The organism is Mobilicoccus caccae, assembly GCF_030161635.1.
In the GTDB taxonomy this organism is placed as follows: Bacteria; Actinomycetota; Actinomycetes; order Actinomycetales; family Dermatophilaceae; genus Mobilicoccus; species Mobilicoccus caccae.
Genome location: NZ_BSUO01000001.1, coordinates 811,567 through 825,905 on the forward strand (window position 1 = coordinate 811,567; position 14,339 = coordinate 825,905).

Genomic DNA, 14,339 nt, shown 5'->3' on the forward strand with positions numbered 1-14,339 from the left:
GCGCTGCACGGGGGAATCCGAACGTTCAGCGATCGTCGGTGTCCTGCTCGGTCTCCGTCTCGACCACGGACTCGGGCAGACGGGCCAGGATCTCCTCCACGACCGCGTCCGGGGCGTCGGCGGTGAGTCCGAGCCCGGGCAGGTCGCCGGCGGGCGAGGCGCCGAGGCGCACGAGGTGGATCGGTGTGGGGGAGGCGAAGTCGAGGTAGGCCTCGAGGTGCTCGGCGGGCACGTCGTCGGCGACGACCGCGTCGTACCCGGCCAGGCGAAAGCTGTCGGCCAGGGCGATCCCGGCCGTGTAACGCAGGAAGGTCTGTTCCAGACCGGATCCCTCGGCGTCCCCGCCGAACATCGCCCCGACCACCGGACCGTCGACCGAGGCCGCCCGCGGTAGACGCGCGGTCAGGGCCCGCGCCACGTCGTCGGCTCCCGCGCCGCTCAGCAGGAAGAAGCGGCCCTCCGGCGTTTCGTCGGCGCTCATCACGTTCCCTCTCGCTCCCGGTGTCGTGGAGGAATCACCCTGCCACACGCCCCGACGGGCCTCAGCGCAGGAGTTGGTCCATCTCCTCGGCGAGGCCCGAGAGCTGGCGGGCGGTGTCCTGGGAGACGGCGGCGAGTTGTCGCGTCCCGGCCATCGTCGAGGACACGCCTCCGATCCGCGTGGTCACGTCGCGCAGTGCCCCGGAGGACTCCGACGCGCGGGCCGAGATCGTCGCGACCGTGCCGGCCTGCTGCGTCGCCATCGCGGCCATCATCGACTGCTGTTCGTCGAGGGAGTTGATGTCGGAGTCGAGGGAGGAGAACGAGGTCATCATCGAGGCGGACAGTCCGCGGATGTGCCCGATCCGCTCGCCGATGTCGCGCGTCGCCGACCCGGTCTCACCGGCGAGATCCTTGACCTCACCGGCCACGACCGCGAAGCCCTTGCCCAGCTCACCCGCCCGCGCCGACTCGATCGTCGCGTTGAGGGCCAGCATGTTGGTCTGCGAGGCGATCGCGTCGATGAGTTCGACGACCTGCGAGACCGACGTCGCGGCGTCCTCGAGCTGCCCGACGTCACGGGCGGTCGTGCTCATCGAGCTGCGCACCGAGCCCGACAGGGTGGAGGAGTTCTCGACGGCGCGGGAGATCTCGCGGATGGCCGCCGACAACTCGTCCACGGCCTGCGAGATCGACGTGACGCTGTCGCTGATCTCGGAGGTCGCGCTCGTCGCCGACTCGGCCGCCCGGGAGACGTCGGCGATCTCGGCGGCCAGGCTGTCGGCCACCGCAGCGACGTTGGCCGCGTTGGAGGCGACCAGATGGGTCATGAGGGCCTGTCGGTATTCGAGCCGGTCCATGTGTTCGTCGATGCGTGCGCGGGCGGTCCAAGTGACGCCGCCCTTGGGCAGCTCGCCGAGGTGCAACCGGTCGGCGATGTCGCGGACGGGGGCGACGATCGGCAGGATGAGCAGATTCTTGATGAGGATGAACAACGCCGTGGGGAGTACCACGGCCATGACGAGCGAGAAAGCGACGATCCACGGCCCCGACAGGACGAATCCGCAGATCAGGCCCACCGCCGCGAGGCACACGGCGAACCCCAGCATGACGAGCGCGCCCTTGCGGTAGGGGTTGTCGTGGGGTTCGACGACGCGGGGCTCAGCCGGCCGATCGATCTCGACCGCCCGTGCCAGGGCCTGATCTCCGGCGGTGAGGGCCGACAACATGCGGACGAGGGCGGAGGACGTGCGACTGAACTCCCCGTCGATCCGCAGGCTTGCGCGGGCATCGTCGGTGCGTCCGGCCGTCACGTCGCGGGCCACCTGCGCGGCGACCTCGTGGAATCGGTCGTGCATAGTGACCAGCGCGTCATGGATGTCGGCGGGCAGATCCTGGCGTGCCCGGCCCGCACCCACGGTGGCTCCGAGCTCGCAGAGGTCGGTGCGGCCGACCTCGTCGGCCTCGACCCGCTCGACTCCGCTGACGGCACCCTCGAGACGGGCGCGCCATCCGGCATGGCTGATGATGGTCGCGTTGAAGTCCACGAGAGTCCGTTTCGTCCGTTTGGATACCGACTGCCCATCGTCCGCGGCGAGGGCGACATGAGACGTCGGTCACCCCTCGACCACGTGCCGAGGCGGCCTGGCACCCGCGTCGAAGCCGGCTCCCAGGAGTCGCTCCTACCCTCGTGGCCGTGCCCGTGACCTTCGCCCATCCCGTCGCCGTCCTTGCGCTGAGAAGGACCCCGTTGCCGATGTCGGCCCTGGTCATCGGGTCGATGGTGCCCGACCTCCCGCTGTTCCTGCCCTGGGCGCCGCTGGACTACGCCACCACCCACACCCCGCTCGGCCTGGTCACGGTCGACGTGGTGATCGGGGTGCTCGTGTGGGCCGTGTGGCATGCGGTGATCCGCGCGCCGGTGCTGGACGCGGCACCGAGCCCGCTGCGACGCCGGATCGCCTCCGCGCCCGCGCCCCGTGGGATGCGGGCGCTGCTCGTGCCGGTGGCCGTCGCCGTCGGAGCAACGACCCACGTGGTGTGGGACGAGTTCACCCACATCGGGCGTTGGGGAGAACGGCACATCACGTGGTTGGCCGAGGTCCATGCGGGCCTGCCCGGGGTGAAGTGGGCCCAGTACGTCAGCGGTGTCGGTGGCCTGCTGCTGCTCGCCGTCGTCGTCGCGATCCTCCTGTACCGCACGCCTCCTGCGCCGCAGGCACCCCGGGCGAGGCCCCGGCTCGCGCCCTGGATCCTCGCCGCGCCCACCGGCGCCGTGGCTCTCACCGCGGCGGTCGTCGTCGCGACGGCATCGGAGATCTCACTGCGCTCGGTGGCCTACGGGGTCATCACCCAGGGCGCGGTCGCCGGCGTGGCCGTTCTGACGCTGACGTGCGCGCTCTGGCACGTGGCCCCGCGCAGGTGACGGCGGAGATGGCCGTGGACCACGCACGTCGGCGGCCGCACCCGGACCGGGTGCGGCCGCCGATCGCGCCTGCTCAGTCGGCCAGCGCCGCGGAGACCACCTCGCGTGCCTCGGCCTGCACCTGCTCGAGGTGCTCCGGGCCCGTGAACGACTCCGCGTAGATCTTGTAGACGTCCTCGGTGCCCGAGGGGCGGGCGGCGAACCACGCGGACTCCGTCGTCACCTTGAGGCCGCCGATCGCCGCGCCGTTGCCGGGCGCCTCGGTGAGTTTGGCCGTGATCGGCTCTCCCGCCAGCGAGTCCGCGGTCACGGCCTCGGGGGACAGCTTCTTGAGCTTGGCCTTCTGCTCCCGGTCGGCGGGTGCGTCCACCCGGGCGTAGGCCGGTTCGCCGTGCTGTGCCACGAGGTCGGCGTAGTGCTGCGAGGGACTCCTGCCCGTCTTCGCCTGGATCTCGCTCGCGAGCAACGCCAGGATGATGCCGTCCTTGTCGGTGCTCCACACGGAGCCGTCGAAGCGGAGGAACGACGCGCCCGCCGACTCCTCACCGCCGAACGGGCCGGACCCGTCGAGCAGGCCGGGCACGAACCACTTGAACCCGACCGGCACCTCCACGAGGCGACGGCCGAGGTCCTCGGCGACCCGGTCGATCATCGAGCTCGACACGAGGGTCTTGCCGATGAATCCGTCCGCCGACCAGTCGGGCCGGGCGCCACCGAAGAGGTACTGGATGGCCACCGCGAGGTAGTGGTTGGGGTTCATCAACCCGCCGTCGGGGGTGACGATGCCGTGCCGGTCGGAGTCCGCGTCGTTGCCGGTGGCGATGTCGTAGGAGTCCTTCTGGTCGATGAGCGAGGCCATCGCCGAGGGGGAGGAGCAGTCCATGCGGATCTTCTCGTCCCAGTCCAGGGTCATGAAGCGCCAGGTGGGGTCGACCAGCGGATTGACGACGGTGAGGTCGAGGCCGTAGTGCTCGCCGATCGCGCCCCAGTAGTCGACGGACGCGCCGCCGAGCGGGTCGGCGCCGATGCGCACCCCGGCGTCCTTGATGGCCGCCATGTCGATGACGTTCTCGAGGTCCTCGACGTAGATGCGCTTGAACTCATACGGCTCGCAGCGCTCGCGGGCCTGCGGGAAGGGGAGGCGCTGGACGCCCTTGAGCCCGACGCGGATGTACTCGTTGGCCTTGTCGGCGATCCAGGTCGTCGCGTCGGTGTCGGCCGGGCCGCCATGGGGCGGGTTGTACTTGAACCCGCCGTCGCTGGGCGGGTTGTGGCTCGGGGTGACGACGATGCCGTCGGCGAGCCCGGCGTTCGCGGGCAGGTCGTCGACCCCGCCGATCTTGCCCTTGTTGGCGCGCAGGATCGCGTGGCTCACGGCCGGGGTCGGGGTGTAGCGGTCCTCGGCGTCGACCCGCACGTCGACACCGTTGGCCACGAGGACCTCGATGGCGCTGGCCCAGGCCGGCTCGGACAATCCGTGGGTGTCGCGGCCGATGAACAGCGGCCCGTCGAAACCCTGCTCGCGGCGGTAGTCGACGATCGCCTGGGTCGTGGCCAGGATGTGGTGCTCGTTGAACGCCGTCTTCAGGCTGCTGCCACGGTGACCCGAGGTGCCGAACGCCACCTGCTGGTCGACGTTCTGGGGATCCGGCCGGCCCGTGTAATAGGCGGTGACGAGATGAGCGACGTCGACGAGATCGTGGGGCTGGGCGAGCTGTCCTGCGCGGGAGTCGGTCATGGCCCCCATCTTTGCAGCGAGGGAGCTCCCGTGGTGGGCCGGTGATCGACCCCCGCGACGAGGATGTCCTCGACTCCGGAATTCGCCGAGACCGCCGCCTATAGGCGGCGGTCTCGGCGGTGGAGGAGAGCAGGGATGAATATGAGAACGATTATCATTAGAGTGCCGGCCATGCGTATCGACACACCTCTCCCGCTTTCCATCGCCGGGCTGGCCCTCGGCGCCCTCACTCTCACCGCGTGCGGAGGTCCTGGCGGCGCGCCCGGCCAGAACCCCACCGACCAGGCGCCCTCCGCGCCCACCTCGACCTCCATCGCCGACCCGGGGGCCGGTGGCAACGAACGCGAGGTCGGCACGGTCAAGCCGCGCCTGCTCATGTCGCACGCCGACGGCCTGACCCTCCTCGACGCCGGGACCGGCAAGGTCCTCAAGGAGACCAAGCATTCCGCGTTCCTGCGGCTGAACAACGCCGGAGACGGGCGGCACGTCTTCGTCACCGACTCCGACACGTTCCGCCTCTACGACACCGGAATCAGCTCCCAGCCCCACGGCGACCACAAGCACAACTTCGAGACCGACCCCTGAAGTTCCCCTGGAGCGTAGAGGCATCCACAATGAGGGATCGAGATGCCAGAGAAGCGTAAGAAGTACGACCGGGAGTTCCGTGAGGGAGCGGTCCGGATCGTCGAGGAGACGAACAAGCCGATCGCGCAGGTCGCTCGCGATCTTGGCGTGAACGAGGGCACGCTGGGCAACTGGGTCCAACGCGCCCGTGCCGCACGCGAGGGTCATGGAGAGCTGTCCAAGGACGACTACGAGGAGCTGAAACGGCTGCGCGCCGAGGTCGCCGAGCTGCGGATGGAGCGTGATGTCCTCAAGCGATCCGTGGTCCTGTGGGTGAAGGAGGCGACGAAGTGAGCGTGGCACGCTTCATCGCCGACCAGAGGACCAACTACGCCGTGCCACACGCCCTTGTCTGCTCGCTGCTCGGAGTCTCCGAAGCGTGGTTCTACAAGTGGATCAAGCGCGCCGACGGTCCCGGCGCTGCCAGCGGGCTGTTCACCGACACCGACCGCCGCCGCGACACCGTCGACCGCGCGGTGCGCGTCGCGTTCAAGAACGCCAAGGGCCTGCACGGCTCACCGCGCTTGCACGCCGACCTGCGCGAGGCTGGCTGGCAGATCAGCGAGAAGACGGTCGCCGAGTCGATGCGCCGCCAAGGCCTGGTCGCCCGCGTCATCAAGCGGCGCAGCGGCCTGACCAGGCAGGACAAGACCGCACCCAAGTTCCCGGACCTGGTGCGTCGCAACTTCACCGCGCCGGCGCCGAACTGCAAGTGGGTCGGCGACATCACCGAGATCCCCACGGCCGAGGGCAAGCTGTACCTGGCCACCGTGATCGACCTGTACTCGCGCCGGTTGCTCGGCGCGGCCACCAGTGCCCACCCCGACGCTGACCTGGCGTGCGCGGCGATCCAGATGGCCGTGACCGCTCGCGGCGGCAAGGAGGCGATCTGGCGCGAGGACGAGTCCGACCGGGTCATCTTCCACACCGACCGGGGCTCGACCTACACGGCGACCTCGTTCACCCGGCTCTGCGCCGACCTCGGGATCCGCCAGTCGATGGGCCGGGTCGGGTCGTGCTTCGACAACGCCGCCGCCGAGGCGTTCTTCTCCTCCCTGGAGTGGGAGGTCCTGTCCCGGCAGGCGTTCGACACCCGAGCCCAGGCCCGGGCCCTGGTCATCGACTGGGCCTACGGATTCTACAACCACCAACGCCGGCATAGCGCGGCTGGCATGATGTCACCGGTCAACTACGAGCAGTCCACCGCAGCGTCCGTCCCGGACGCCGCGTAGCCCGAAGCCCTCCACGATCCGGGGGAACCACACCCGGCCTGACCGCGGTCACCTACGACATGCCCCACGCCGGACATGTCGTCCTGCATCACGGCCGGACCGTGTTGTTCGCCGACGGCGACGGGACGATCCTCGCGATGGATTCGGACAAGGTCGCCGACACCGGCCGCGGCCCGACGCGCTACGGCGCCGACGCGGCACATCACGGTGTCGCCATGGAGCTGGCCGACGGGTCGCTGCTCACCACGCAGGGCACCAAGGACGCGCGCACGACGATCCAGAACAAGAAGGGCTCGACGGTCCTCAGCGAGACCAAGGACTGCCCGGGAGTCCACGGCGAGGCCGCGGCCAAGCCCGACACCCACGGCGACGTCGTGGTCTTCGGGTGCGAGAACGGCCCCGTCGTCTTCCGTGACGGCGCCTTCCACAAGGTGCCGGTCAAGGACGCCTATTCCCGCTCGGGCAACCTCGCCGGATCCGACGCTTCGCCGATCGTGCTCGGGGACTACAAGGTCGACAAGGACGCCGAGCAGGAGCGACCGACGCGGGTCGCGTTGATCGACACCCGCAACGACAGCCTCAAGCTCGTCGACCTCGGCTCGCCGTACTGGTTCCGCTCGCTCGCGCGCGGCCCCGAGGGTGAGGGGCTCGTGCTCACCTACGACGGCAGCCTGCGCGTCATCGACGAGGAGAAGGGGACGCAGACGGCCTCGATCAAGGTCATCGAGCCCTGGCAGGAGAAGAAGGACTGGCAGGAGCCGGGCCCGGCGATCAAGGTGGCCGGCGACAAGGCCTACGTCACCGACGCCGAGAAGAAGAAGCTGCACGTCGTCGACCTGCACAAGAAGGCCGTGAGCAACACCTACGACCTGCCGCACACGCCGGTGGAGATCGCCGTCACCACCGGTGAGGCGGAGAACCCGGCGAAGAGCGCCGACGGCCACGGCCACGAGGGGAGGGCCACGAGGGTCACGACCACTGAGCCGGACCTGACGCGGCGACGCCTCCCCGATCCTGGTCGGTCGGGGAGGCGTCGCCGGTGGCAGGCGGCAGGCCTGAGGTCGCGAGCGTCAGAGGAGGCGGCGGTTGGAGAGCTGCTTGGTGCCGGCGAAACGTCCCTCGAACCACAACTGGGCAGCGGTGGCGTGGGTGAATCCGCCGGTGAGGTGGCTCACATTGAGGTGGGTACGCAGTTGGACGTCGGCTCCCTGCGCACACCAGTCTTTGGCGAGCTGCTTGCCGACGGCGTAGGGGACGACGTCGTCACCCAACGCGTGGGTGACGAGGACAGGGACCGCCGGCTTGAGCCTCCCGATCCGGCTGTCGGCGATGGCGCTGCGCATCGGCTCGGTGTCGAAGGACGTGTAGAGGGGCTTGCCGTCCTTGGTCAGCGTCGCGGTCTTGAGGCCACCGAACGTCGTGATCTCCAGCGCGCAGTGGTCCTCGGCGCGGCGCAGGGTCTCCAGGCCGGCCTCGTTGAGCGAGTCCTTCGGGTCGATGTGGTAGCCCGTCATGAGGCCGATCGCCGAGTACAGGGTGAAGGCCGAGTAGAGGGAGCCTTCGATCTTCCTGCCCACGGGGACGAGGTCGGCCGGGACCGCTCCGGCGGCGGCGCCCTTGATGTCGAGCTCGGGTGCGTAGGAGGGGGCGAGCTCGGCGGCCGCCGCCACCGCTCCACCACCCTGGGAGTAACCGTTGAGGCCCACCGGGTTGGAGCTGTCGATGCCGGTGAACCCGAGTCCTGCTGCGGCGCGGGCCATGTCGAGCACTGCGTGGGCCTGGGCCTCCCGGACCATGTAGGTGTGCGACCCGGGGGTCCCGAGCCCCTGGTAGTCGGGGATCGCGATGGCGTACCCGCGCAGCAGCAGGTTCTTCATGAACAGGATCTCGTACTGGGAGAACTGCTGGAACTTGCGGGAGGCGGCGCAACGGTCGCCGGTGCCCTGTGTGCCGGGGGCGTGGACGATGATCGGACGCTTCTTGCCCGGGGTGATCCACTTCGCGCGCGGCACGACGACGAGGCCGGTGAGGGCGATGGTGTTGCCCTCGCGGTCCTTGCTCGAGTACATGACGCGGCGCGCGTCGAAGCTCAGGTCGTTGGCGCGCAGCGGGTCGGCCACGGTGTCGCCGTGCTCCTGCCGGATGACGGTGCCGGGCTTCGCGGGCAGCGCGCTGGGCGGTTCGTAGAACGCGGGACGGGGGCCTTCGGCGACGCCGGTCAGCGTGGCGGCGCCGGCGGTTCCGGGGATGTCGCCCGGGCTCGCGGAGGCGGGAACGGCGGCGGCGGAGACGAGAAGGGCGCACGCGAGGAAGGTGCCGCTCCCCCGAAGGAGCCTGGACGCAGACATGGGAACTCCTGGGTGAAAGCCGGGATGGTGAGAGGAACCTACGCAGGAGTAACCGGCCACCGCAACGGTTGACTTTCGGCTGCCCGTGTGCCTACTGACGAGTAGTTCCGGGGTGGTGGGTCGGGTTCCATCGCCGGGGATCACGAACTCCCTTCGGCGCCCACGACATCGGGCCACGGCCTCCTCCTCACTCGGGCCGCGTCGACGTCGAGGCGGCCCGAGTGAGGAGGAGGGGGTCGAGATGCGGGAAGGGACGCTTCAGCGGGTGTAGCGGGTCATCGCGTGGAGGCGGTCCGGGTCGAGGGGGCCCTCCTCGGACAGGCACGCCCGCATGGCTTCCTCGACCGCCTCGGTGTCGATGCCGGTGCCGATGGCGACGAGCTGGGTGATCGGGGCGGTGTCGGCGGGCCAGGGTCGCTTCTCGAAGGCGAGCCATCCGCCGACGGCCTGGACGATGTACTGACGGTCGTTGCCGGGCACGTCGACGTGTGTCCGCCCCTTGACGCGGTACACCCCCGGCGCCCGATGTTCGAGGAACGCGACGAGACGCCGCGGGTCCACGGGCAGCGGCGACTCGACGCTCACCGACGAGTAACGGTGATGCGCGTGGTCGCACGCGTGGTCGTGGCAGGACTCGTCAGCGCCGACCGGGGCTTCGTCATGGTGGTCGTGCTCGTCGTGCCGGTGGTCCTTCGCGCCGTGCTCGAGCAGGAGGTCGGTGAACGACAGCTGCCCGGTGGGTGCGTCGCGCTCGGCGGCGTCGAACAGCAGCGTGGGGTCGATGCGCCCGTAGGACGTCCGGACCACGGGCGTGCCGGGTGCGTGGCGCTGCAGGGCCTCGGTGAGACGCTGCGCCGCCTCCGGGTGGTCGTGCAGGAGGTCGTCCTTGTTGACGACGAGCAGTGAGGCCACCTGCAGGTGATCGACCGCGACGGGCAGGGGGTCGATCGCCCCGTCGGGCCCGGGCAGCCAGGCCGCCGCGTCGAGGACCTCGACGATGCCCCCGAACCGGATCCGGGTGACCGTGCTCGACAGGAGCATCCGCGCCAGTTCACGCGGTTCGGCCAGACCCGAGGCCTCGACGACGATGACGTCGAGGTCCATCGACGGCCGCGCCAGCAGGGCGAGCGTGTCGTCGAGTTCGCTCGGGTCGGACAGGCAGCACAGGCACCCGCCCGAGATCGTGGCCGTCGCGTCGACGTGCCCCTGCACGAGGAACGCATCGACGTTGATGTCGCCGAAGTCGTTGATGACGACTCCGATCCGGCCCATCCCCTGACGCAGGAGGTGATTGAGCAGCGTCGTCTTTCCGCTGCCGAGTCCTCCGGAGACGACGATGACGGGCACACGACTTCTCGTGCGGACGGACATCGTTCCCCCTTCGACGACGGCTCCACCGACCAGGCGGCGGAGGCGGCCGTCTCAGTCCTCTTCGTCGGCGGAGGCCGCGTTGGAGATGGACGAACGGTCGAACGGGGTGCGTTGGTAGACGCTGTAGTTGAGCCAGTTCGCGTAGAGCAGGTAGGCGTGGGAGCGCCACCGCTGGCGCGGCGGCTGCGCGGGGTCGTCGCCTGGGTAGTAGCCGCGGGGGACGGCGATGTCCTTGCCCTTGGCGATGTCGCGGTCGTACTCGCCCTTGAGGGTGTCGCGGTCGTACTCGGGGTGTCCGGTGACGAAGATGCGCCGACCGTCCTTGCTGGCGGCGAGGTAGAGGCCGGCCTCCTCGGAGGTGGCGATGACCTCCAGGTCGGGCTCGGCCTCGATGTCGGCGATCGAGGTGCCCGTGTGGCGGGAGTGCGGCGCGAGGAAGGTCTCGTCGAAACCACTGACGGTCGGGGCCAACGGCTGGTGCACGCGGTGCTCGAAGACGCCGAACATCTTGGCGTCGAGCTCGTGCTTGTCGATGCCGTAATGCCGGTACAGGCCGGCCTGCGCGCCCCAGCACACGTGCATCGTCGAGTACACGTTGGTGCGGCTCCAGTCGAGGATCTCGCACAGCTCGGGCCAGTACTCGACCTCCTCGAACCGCAGATGCTCCACGGGCGCCCCCGTGATGACGAGGCCGTCGAACTTCTCGTCCCGCACCTGGTCGAAGGTGCGGTAGAACGCGTCGAGATGCTGACGGGCGGTGTTGCGCGACTCGTAGCTGCGCATCGTCAGCAGCGTGATCTCGACCTGCATCGCCGTGTTGCCGAGCAGACGCAGCAGCTGGGTCTCGGTGTCGATCTTCGTCGGCATGAGGTTGACGATGGCGATCGACAACGGCCGGATGTCCTGCATGTCGGCGCGCTCGCGTGACATGACGAAGACGTTCTCGCCCGCGAGCGTGCGACGGGCAGGTAGTGCGTGCGGGATTCTGACGGGCACGAGTAGGACTCCCGAGTGATCGAGGAACCGGTCCGGGCCTGGCCGGGGGTGTGTCCACGATACGGCTCGGGTCACGGACGGGTCGGGCCGGTCCGGCGGGCGGAAGGCGACACCTCTAGATGTACTGACCGGACACGTTGATCGACTACATGCCGTGAGGTCACCTCCTGGTTGGTGCCACTTGTTATACTTGTGGCACCAACCAGGAGGTCAGCATGGACATGGATCAAACGCCCCCACCGGGCAAGTACGCCGCGACGGTCAAGGTCGGCCCCAAGGGACAGGTCGTCATCCCCAAGGGTGCGCGGGAGCTCTTCGATATTCACCCGGGCGACACCCTGCTCCTGCTCGCTGACGCGAACCAAGGGATCGCTTTGATGCGCCAGGAGACGCTCGATCAGATCGTCATGCAGGCGATGCCTAGCCATCAGGCCCCCGTGGACTCCGAGGGTGATGAGGGATGAAGAATGTCGTGAGCTGTGCGGCTGTCAGCCGCAACTTCGGCAGCTTCACTGCCCTCGAAGACGTCTCCTTCAAGGTCCGCGAAGGAGAGATCTTCGGGGTCGTGGGCCCGAATGGTGCTGGTAAGACGACCCTGTTGAACTGCCTGGAAGGACTGGACCGCCCCTCGTCTGGGCACGTCGAGGTGCTCGGCTGCGACCCCATCAAGGACCAGCACTCGTTGGCTCAGCAAATTGGGGTCCAGCTGCAAAGCGCGGCCCTGCCACCTCGCCTCACTGTGCAGGACGCCCTCGAGCTCTACTCCGCCCTCTACGAGCGTCCGCGGCCTTGGCGCGAACTGCTGAAGGATCTGGGGATCAAGGACAAGGCCAACGCCCGCGTTGACAGGCTCTCGGGTGGGGAGCGTCAACGAGTGTTCGTCGCCCTCGCCTTGATCAACCGTCCCCAGCTCGCCTTCTTGGACGAGCTCACCACCGCTCTCGATCCTCAGTCACGTCGAAACATGTGGGACACCGTCGAGCACGTCCGCGATAGCGGTGCAACGGTCGTTCTCACAACCCACTACATGGAGGAGGCCGAACGGCTATGCGACCGTGTAGCCATCATCGACCACGGCCGGTTGGTTGCTTTGGACACAGTGGCTTCCCTCATCCAGCAACACGCCGGCGAAACCACGGCGAAGCTCATCCTGTCGGCGTCGCCTAGCGCAGAGTTCGACCTCAACGGAGTTCCTGGCGTGACCAGCGCTCGAACAGAGGGACGGGAACTGACCATCCGCGGCACTGCGGACGGGCTGCAGGGCGTCCTTGCTGCACTGGCGGCACACCGCATCACCGTAACGAGCATGAGCACGACGACCCCCGGCCTTGAAGACGTCTTCCTGGCCCTCACCGGTCGACACATCACCACCGAGGAGCAGGCGGCATGAACGCATATCGAGCCCTTCTCAAAGCCCTATGGCGCTCCCAGCGCCGCGACCCTGTAGGCCTGTTCTTCTCTTTCGGTTTCGCGCCGGTTTTGGTGCTGGCCTTGGGTGTGATCTTCGGTAACGATCCGCGACCGGAGTTCGGTGGACGGGGATTCCTCGATGCGACCCTGCCCGCCTTCGCCTCTCTTGTTCTCGCCATGACCGGGGTCCTCCAGGTGCCCGTGGCGATGCTGACCCTTCGTGACACGGGCGCACTCCGACGCCTGAGTCTTACGCCGCTGCGTCGTTCCACCTTCATCGCAGCGAGCCTCACCGTGCACTTCGTCGTAGGTATTGCGGGCATGCTCACCGCTTTGGCGATTGGGATCGGGGTTTTCGGGGTGCCCATGCCTAGCCACGTCCCAGGTGTCCTGGCCGTGTGCCTCATCGGGCTCAGCACCTTCCTCGCAGTGGGTTGCGCGCTTGCTGCGCTCTATCCGTCCGCCACTGCCGCTACGGGCATAGGGAACGTGCTCATGATCCTGCTCATGCTCACATCCGGAGCCTTTACGCCATTGGCGGCGATGCCGTCGGCGATTCAGCAGATCGTTAAGTATTCACCCGTCCGTTGGTTCGTCGAAGCCGCTCAACACGCGTGGGACGGCGACCCACTAGCCGCCATGATCATGCCGGTGTTTCTTCTGTGCGTTGTACTCGCCGTCGCTGCTCTCGTTGGCCGGTGGCGCTTCCAGTGGGAGCCGGTCCGATGACGACGCACGCGAACGCCGCTCTCACACCTCGCCACCGACTCAAGGTCGCCCGCCTCGTCGTCGACGAAGGATGGCCGATCAGCGAGATCGCAGCCCGGTTCCAGGTGTCGTGGCCCACCGTGAAGCGTTGGGTAGACCGCTATCTGTCCGGCGAGTCCATGCAGGACAGGTCCTCGCGCCCGAAGAACTCACCGACCAAGACATCGCTCGCGGTCACGAAGCGCTGTATCAGCCTGCGAATGAGGCTGCGAGAAGGACCGGTTCAGCTCGCCGTGCGCGTCGGTGTCGCTCCATCGACCGTGCACCGCATCCTGCGCTCGACTCGATTGAACCGACTTGCTTACCTCGAACGCGCCACTGGCGAGCTAGTTCGCCGGTACGAACACCGCTACCCTGGCTCCCTCGTCCATGTAGACGTGAAGAAGTTCGGGAACATCCCCGATGGCGGTGGCTGGCGCTACGTGGGCCGCCGCCAAGGAGAGAAGAACCGTTCCGCCACCCCCGACAAGCCGAAGAACAAGTGGCGCGATCCCAAGCTCGGGTACGCCTTCATCCACACCGTGATCGACGATCACTCACGAGTGGCGTACTCCGAGGCCCACGACGACGAGACCGCCACCACTGCGGTCGCTGTGCTGCACCGTGCGGTCGAGTGGTTCACCGATCGTGGCGTCACTGTCGAACGAGTCTTATCAGACAATGGCGGTGCCTACCGCTCGCACCTGTGGCGCGGCACCTGCGAGGAGCTGTCCATCACCCCGAAGCGGACCCGCCCCTACCGGCCGCAAACCAACGGCAAGGTCGAACGCTTCCATCGCACAATGGCCGACGGATGGGCTTACGCTCGCTGCTACACCAGCGAGCAGGAGCGTCGCGACGCACTCGCTGACTGGCTCCACCACTACAACCACCACCGGCCGCACACGGCCTGCGACTACCAGCCGCCCATCTCCCGATTGACCAACGTCCCCGGTCAGTACAGCTAG

Annotated in this window: 15 protein-coding genes; 8 read left to right on the forward strand and 7 right to left on the reverse strand. The window is 68.4% G+C overall.

Translation table 11 applies throughout. The features are described from left to right. Positions 1-25: 25 nt before the first annotated feature. Positions 26-481, reverse strand: a complete 456-nt coding sequence (locus tag QQK49_RS04015) for a hypothetical protein (protein WP_284302818.1) — start codon at positions 479-481, stop codon at positions 26-28. Between the two features lie 61 nt (positions 482-542). Beyond that, a complete protein-coding gene (locus QQK49_RS04020; RefSeq protein ID WP_284302819.1) occupies positions 543-2,027 on the reverse strand; it encodes a methyl-accepting chemotaxis protein in 1,485 nt (494 codons plus the stop codon). A 149-nt stretch (positions 2,028-2,176) separates the two neighbouring features. On the opposite strand from QQK49_RS04020, the gene QQK49_RS04025 reads away from it, so the two are divergent. Continuing rightward, positions 2,177-2,905 (forward strand): DUF4184 family protein, encoded by a 729-nt coding sequence (locus tag QQK49_RS04025; RefSeq protein ID WP_284302820.1) that lies wholly within the window; start codon positions 2,177-2,179, stop codon positions 2,903-2,905. A gap of 73 nt (positions 2,906-2,978) precedes the next feature. Here QQK49_RS04025 and pgm read toward each other — a convergent pair whose 3' ends face one another. Then, positions 2,979-4,643, reverse strand: coding sequence for a phosphoglucomutase (alpha-D-glucose-1,6-bisphosphate-dependent) (gene pgm, locus QQK49_RS04030; protein ID WP_284302821.1), 1,665 nt, complete (start codon positions 4,641-4,643; stop codon positions 2,979-2,981). Between the two features lie 171 nt (positions 4,644-4,814). Between pgm and QQK49_RS04035 the strand changes: the two genes are divergently transcribed. Genes QQK49_RS04035 through QQK49_RS04045 form a run of 3 tightly spaced genes read left to right on the forward strand, consistent with a single transcriptional unit; the run spans position 4,815 to position 6,499 of the window. After that, a complete protein-coding gene (locus QQK49_RS04035; RefSeq protein ID WP_284302822.1) occupies positions 4,815-5,228 on the forward strand; it encodes a hypothetical protein in 414 nt (137 codons plus the stop codon). Positions 5,229-5,270: 42 nt separating this feature from the next. Then, positions 5,271-5,561 carry a transposase gene (locus QQK49_RS04040; RefSeq protein WP_182818941.1) on the forward strand — a complete coding sequence of 97 codons (291 nt, stop codon included), beginning with the start codon at positions 5,271-5,273 and terminating at the stop codon, positions 5,559-5,561. A 41-nt stretch (positions 5,562-5,602) separates the two neighbouring features. Continuing rightward, a complete protein-coding gene (locus tag QQK49_RS04045; RefSeq protein WP_431310568.1) occupies positions 5,603-6,499 on the forward strand; it encodes an IS3 family transposase in 897 nt (298 codons plus the stop codon). Here the strand turns inward: QQK49_RS04045 and QQK49_RS04050 are convergent. From QQK49_RS04050 to metA, 4 genes are all read right to left on the reverse strand, one after another. Next, the gene (locus tag QQK49_RS04050) at positions 6,457-7,449 is read right to left on the reverse strand and encodes a hypothetical protein (protein ID WP_284302824.1); all 993 of its coding nucleotides are present in this window, start codon (positions 7,447-7,449) and stop codon (positions 6,457-6,459) included. The genes QQK49_RS04045 and QQK49_RS04050 overlap by 43 nt on opposite strands. A gap of 120 nt (positions 7,450-7,569) precedes the next feature. Next, the gene (locus tag QQK49_RS04055; protein WP_284302825.1) at positions 7,570-8,847 is read right to left on the reverse strand and encodes a lipase family protein; all 1,278 of its coding nucleotides are present in this window, start codon (positions 8,845-8,847) and stop codon (positions 7,570-7,572) included. A 258-nt stretch (positions 8,848-9,105) separates the two neighbouring features. Continuing rightward, complete coding sequence (locus tag QQK49_RS04060; protein ID WP_284302826.1) at positions 9,106-10,218, reverse strand: CobW family GTP-binding protein; 1,113 nt, start codon at positions 10,216-10,218, stop codon at positions 9,106-9,108. Positions 10,219-10,269: 51 nt separating this feature from the next. Continuing rightward, entirely contained in the window at positions 10,270-11,214 is a 945-nt protein-coding gene (gene metA / locus QQK49_RS04065; protein ID WP_284302827.1) for a homoserine O-acetyltransferase MetA, read from the reverse strand. A gap of 215 nt (positions 11,215-11,429) precedes the next feature. Between metA and QQK49_RS04070 the strand changes: the two genes are divergently transcribed. From QQK49_RS04070 to QQK49_RS04085, 4 genes are read left to right on the forward strand one after another with little or no spacing between them, the layout of a single operon-like run. Then, positions 11,430-11,678 (forward strand): AbrB/MazE/SpoVT family DNA-binding domain-containing protein, encoded by a 249-nt coding sequence (locus tag QQK49_RS04070; RefSeq protein WP_018021349.1) that lies wholly within the window; start codon positions 11,430-11,432, stop codon positions 11,676-11,678. Further along, complete coding sequence (locus tag QQK49_RS04075; protein ID WP_087484690.1) at positions 11,675-12,604, forward strand: ABC transporter ATP-binding protein; 930 nt, start codon at positions 11,675-11,677, stop codon at positions 12,602-12,604. Before QQK49_RS04070 ends, QQK49_RS04075 begins: the two co-directional genes overlap by 4 nt. Continuing rightward, positions 12,601-13,353, forward strand: a complete 753-nt coding sequence (locus QQK49_RS04080; RefSeq protein ID WP_018021351.1) for an ABC transporter permease — start codon at positions 12,601-12,603, stop codon at positions 13,351-13,353. Before QQK49_RS04075 ends, QQK49_RS04080 begins: the two co-directional genes overlap by 4 nt. After that, a complete protein-coding gene (locus QQK49_RS04085; protein WP_284302828.1) occupies positions 13,350-14,339 on the forward strand; it encodes an IS481 family transposase in 990 nt (329 codons plus the stop codon). The genes QQK49_RS04080 and QQK49_RS04085 overlap by 4 nt, the downstream gene beginning before the upstream one ends.

What these genes read in the sequence shown, in the direction of transcription:
- QQK49_RS04015 (WP_284302818.1), bottom strand. Translation starts at nt 481, where the DNA reads ATGAGCGCCGACGAAACGCCGGAGGGCCGCTTCTTCCTGCTGAGCGGC.
- pgm (WP_284302821.1), bottom strand. Translation starts at nt 4,643, where the DNA reads ATGACCGACTCCCGCGCAGGACAGCTCGCCCAGCCCCACGATCTCGTC.
- QQK49_RS04035 (WP_284302822.1), top strand. Translation starts at nt 4,815, where the DNA reads ATGCGTATCGACACACCTCTCCCGCTTTCCATCGCCGGGCTGGCCCTC.
- QQK49_RS04040 (WP_182818941.1), top strand. Translation starts at nt 5,271, where the DNA reads ATGCCAGAGAAGCGTAAGAAGTACGACCGGGAGTTCCGTGAGGGAGCG.
- QQK49_RS04055 (WP_284302825.1), bottom strand. Translation starts at nt 8,847, where the DNA reads ATGTCTGCGTCCAGGCTCCTTCGGGGGAGCGGCACCTTCCTCGCGTGC.
- QQK49_RS04060 (WP_284302826.1), bottom strand. Translation starts at nt 10,218, where the DNA reads ATGTCCGTCCGCACGAGAAGTCGTGTGCCCGTCATCGTCGTCTCCGGA.
- QQK49_RS04070 (WP_018021349.1), top strand. Translation starts at nt 11,430, where the DNA reads ATGGACATGGATCAAACGCCCCCACCGGGCAAGTACGCCGCGACGGTC.
- QQK49_RS04075 (WP_087484690.1), top strand. Translation starts at nt 11,675, where the DNA reads ATGAAGAATGTCGTGAGCTGTGCGGCTGTCAGCCGCAACTTCGGCAGC.
- QQK49_RS04080 (WP_018021351.1), top strand. Translation starts at nt 12,601, where the DNA reads ATGAACGCATATCGAGCCCTTCTCAAAGCCCTATGGCGCTCCCAGCGC.
- QQK49_RS04085 (WP_284302828.1), top strand. Translation starts at nt 13,350, where the DNA reads ATGACGACGCACGCGAACGCCGCTCTCACACCTCGCCACCGACTCAAG.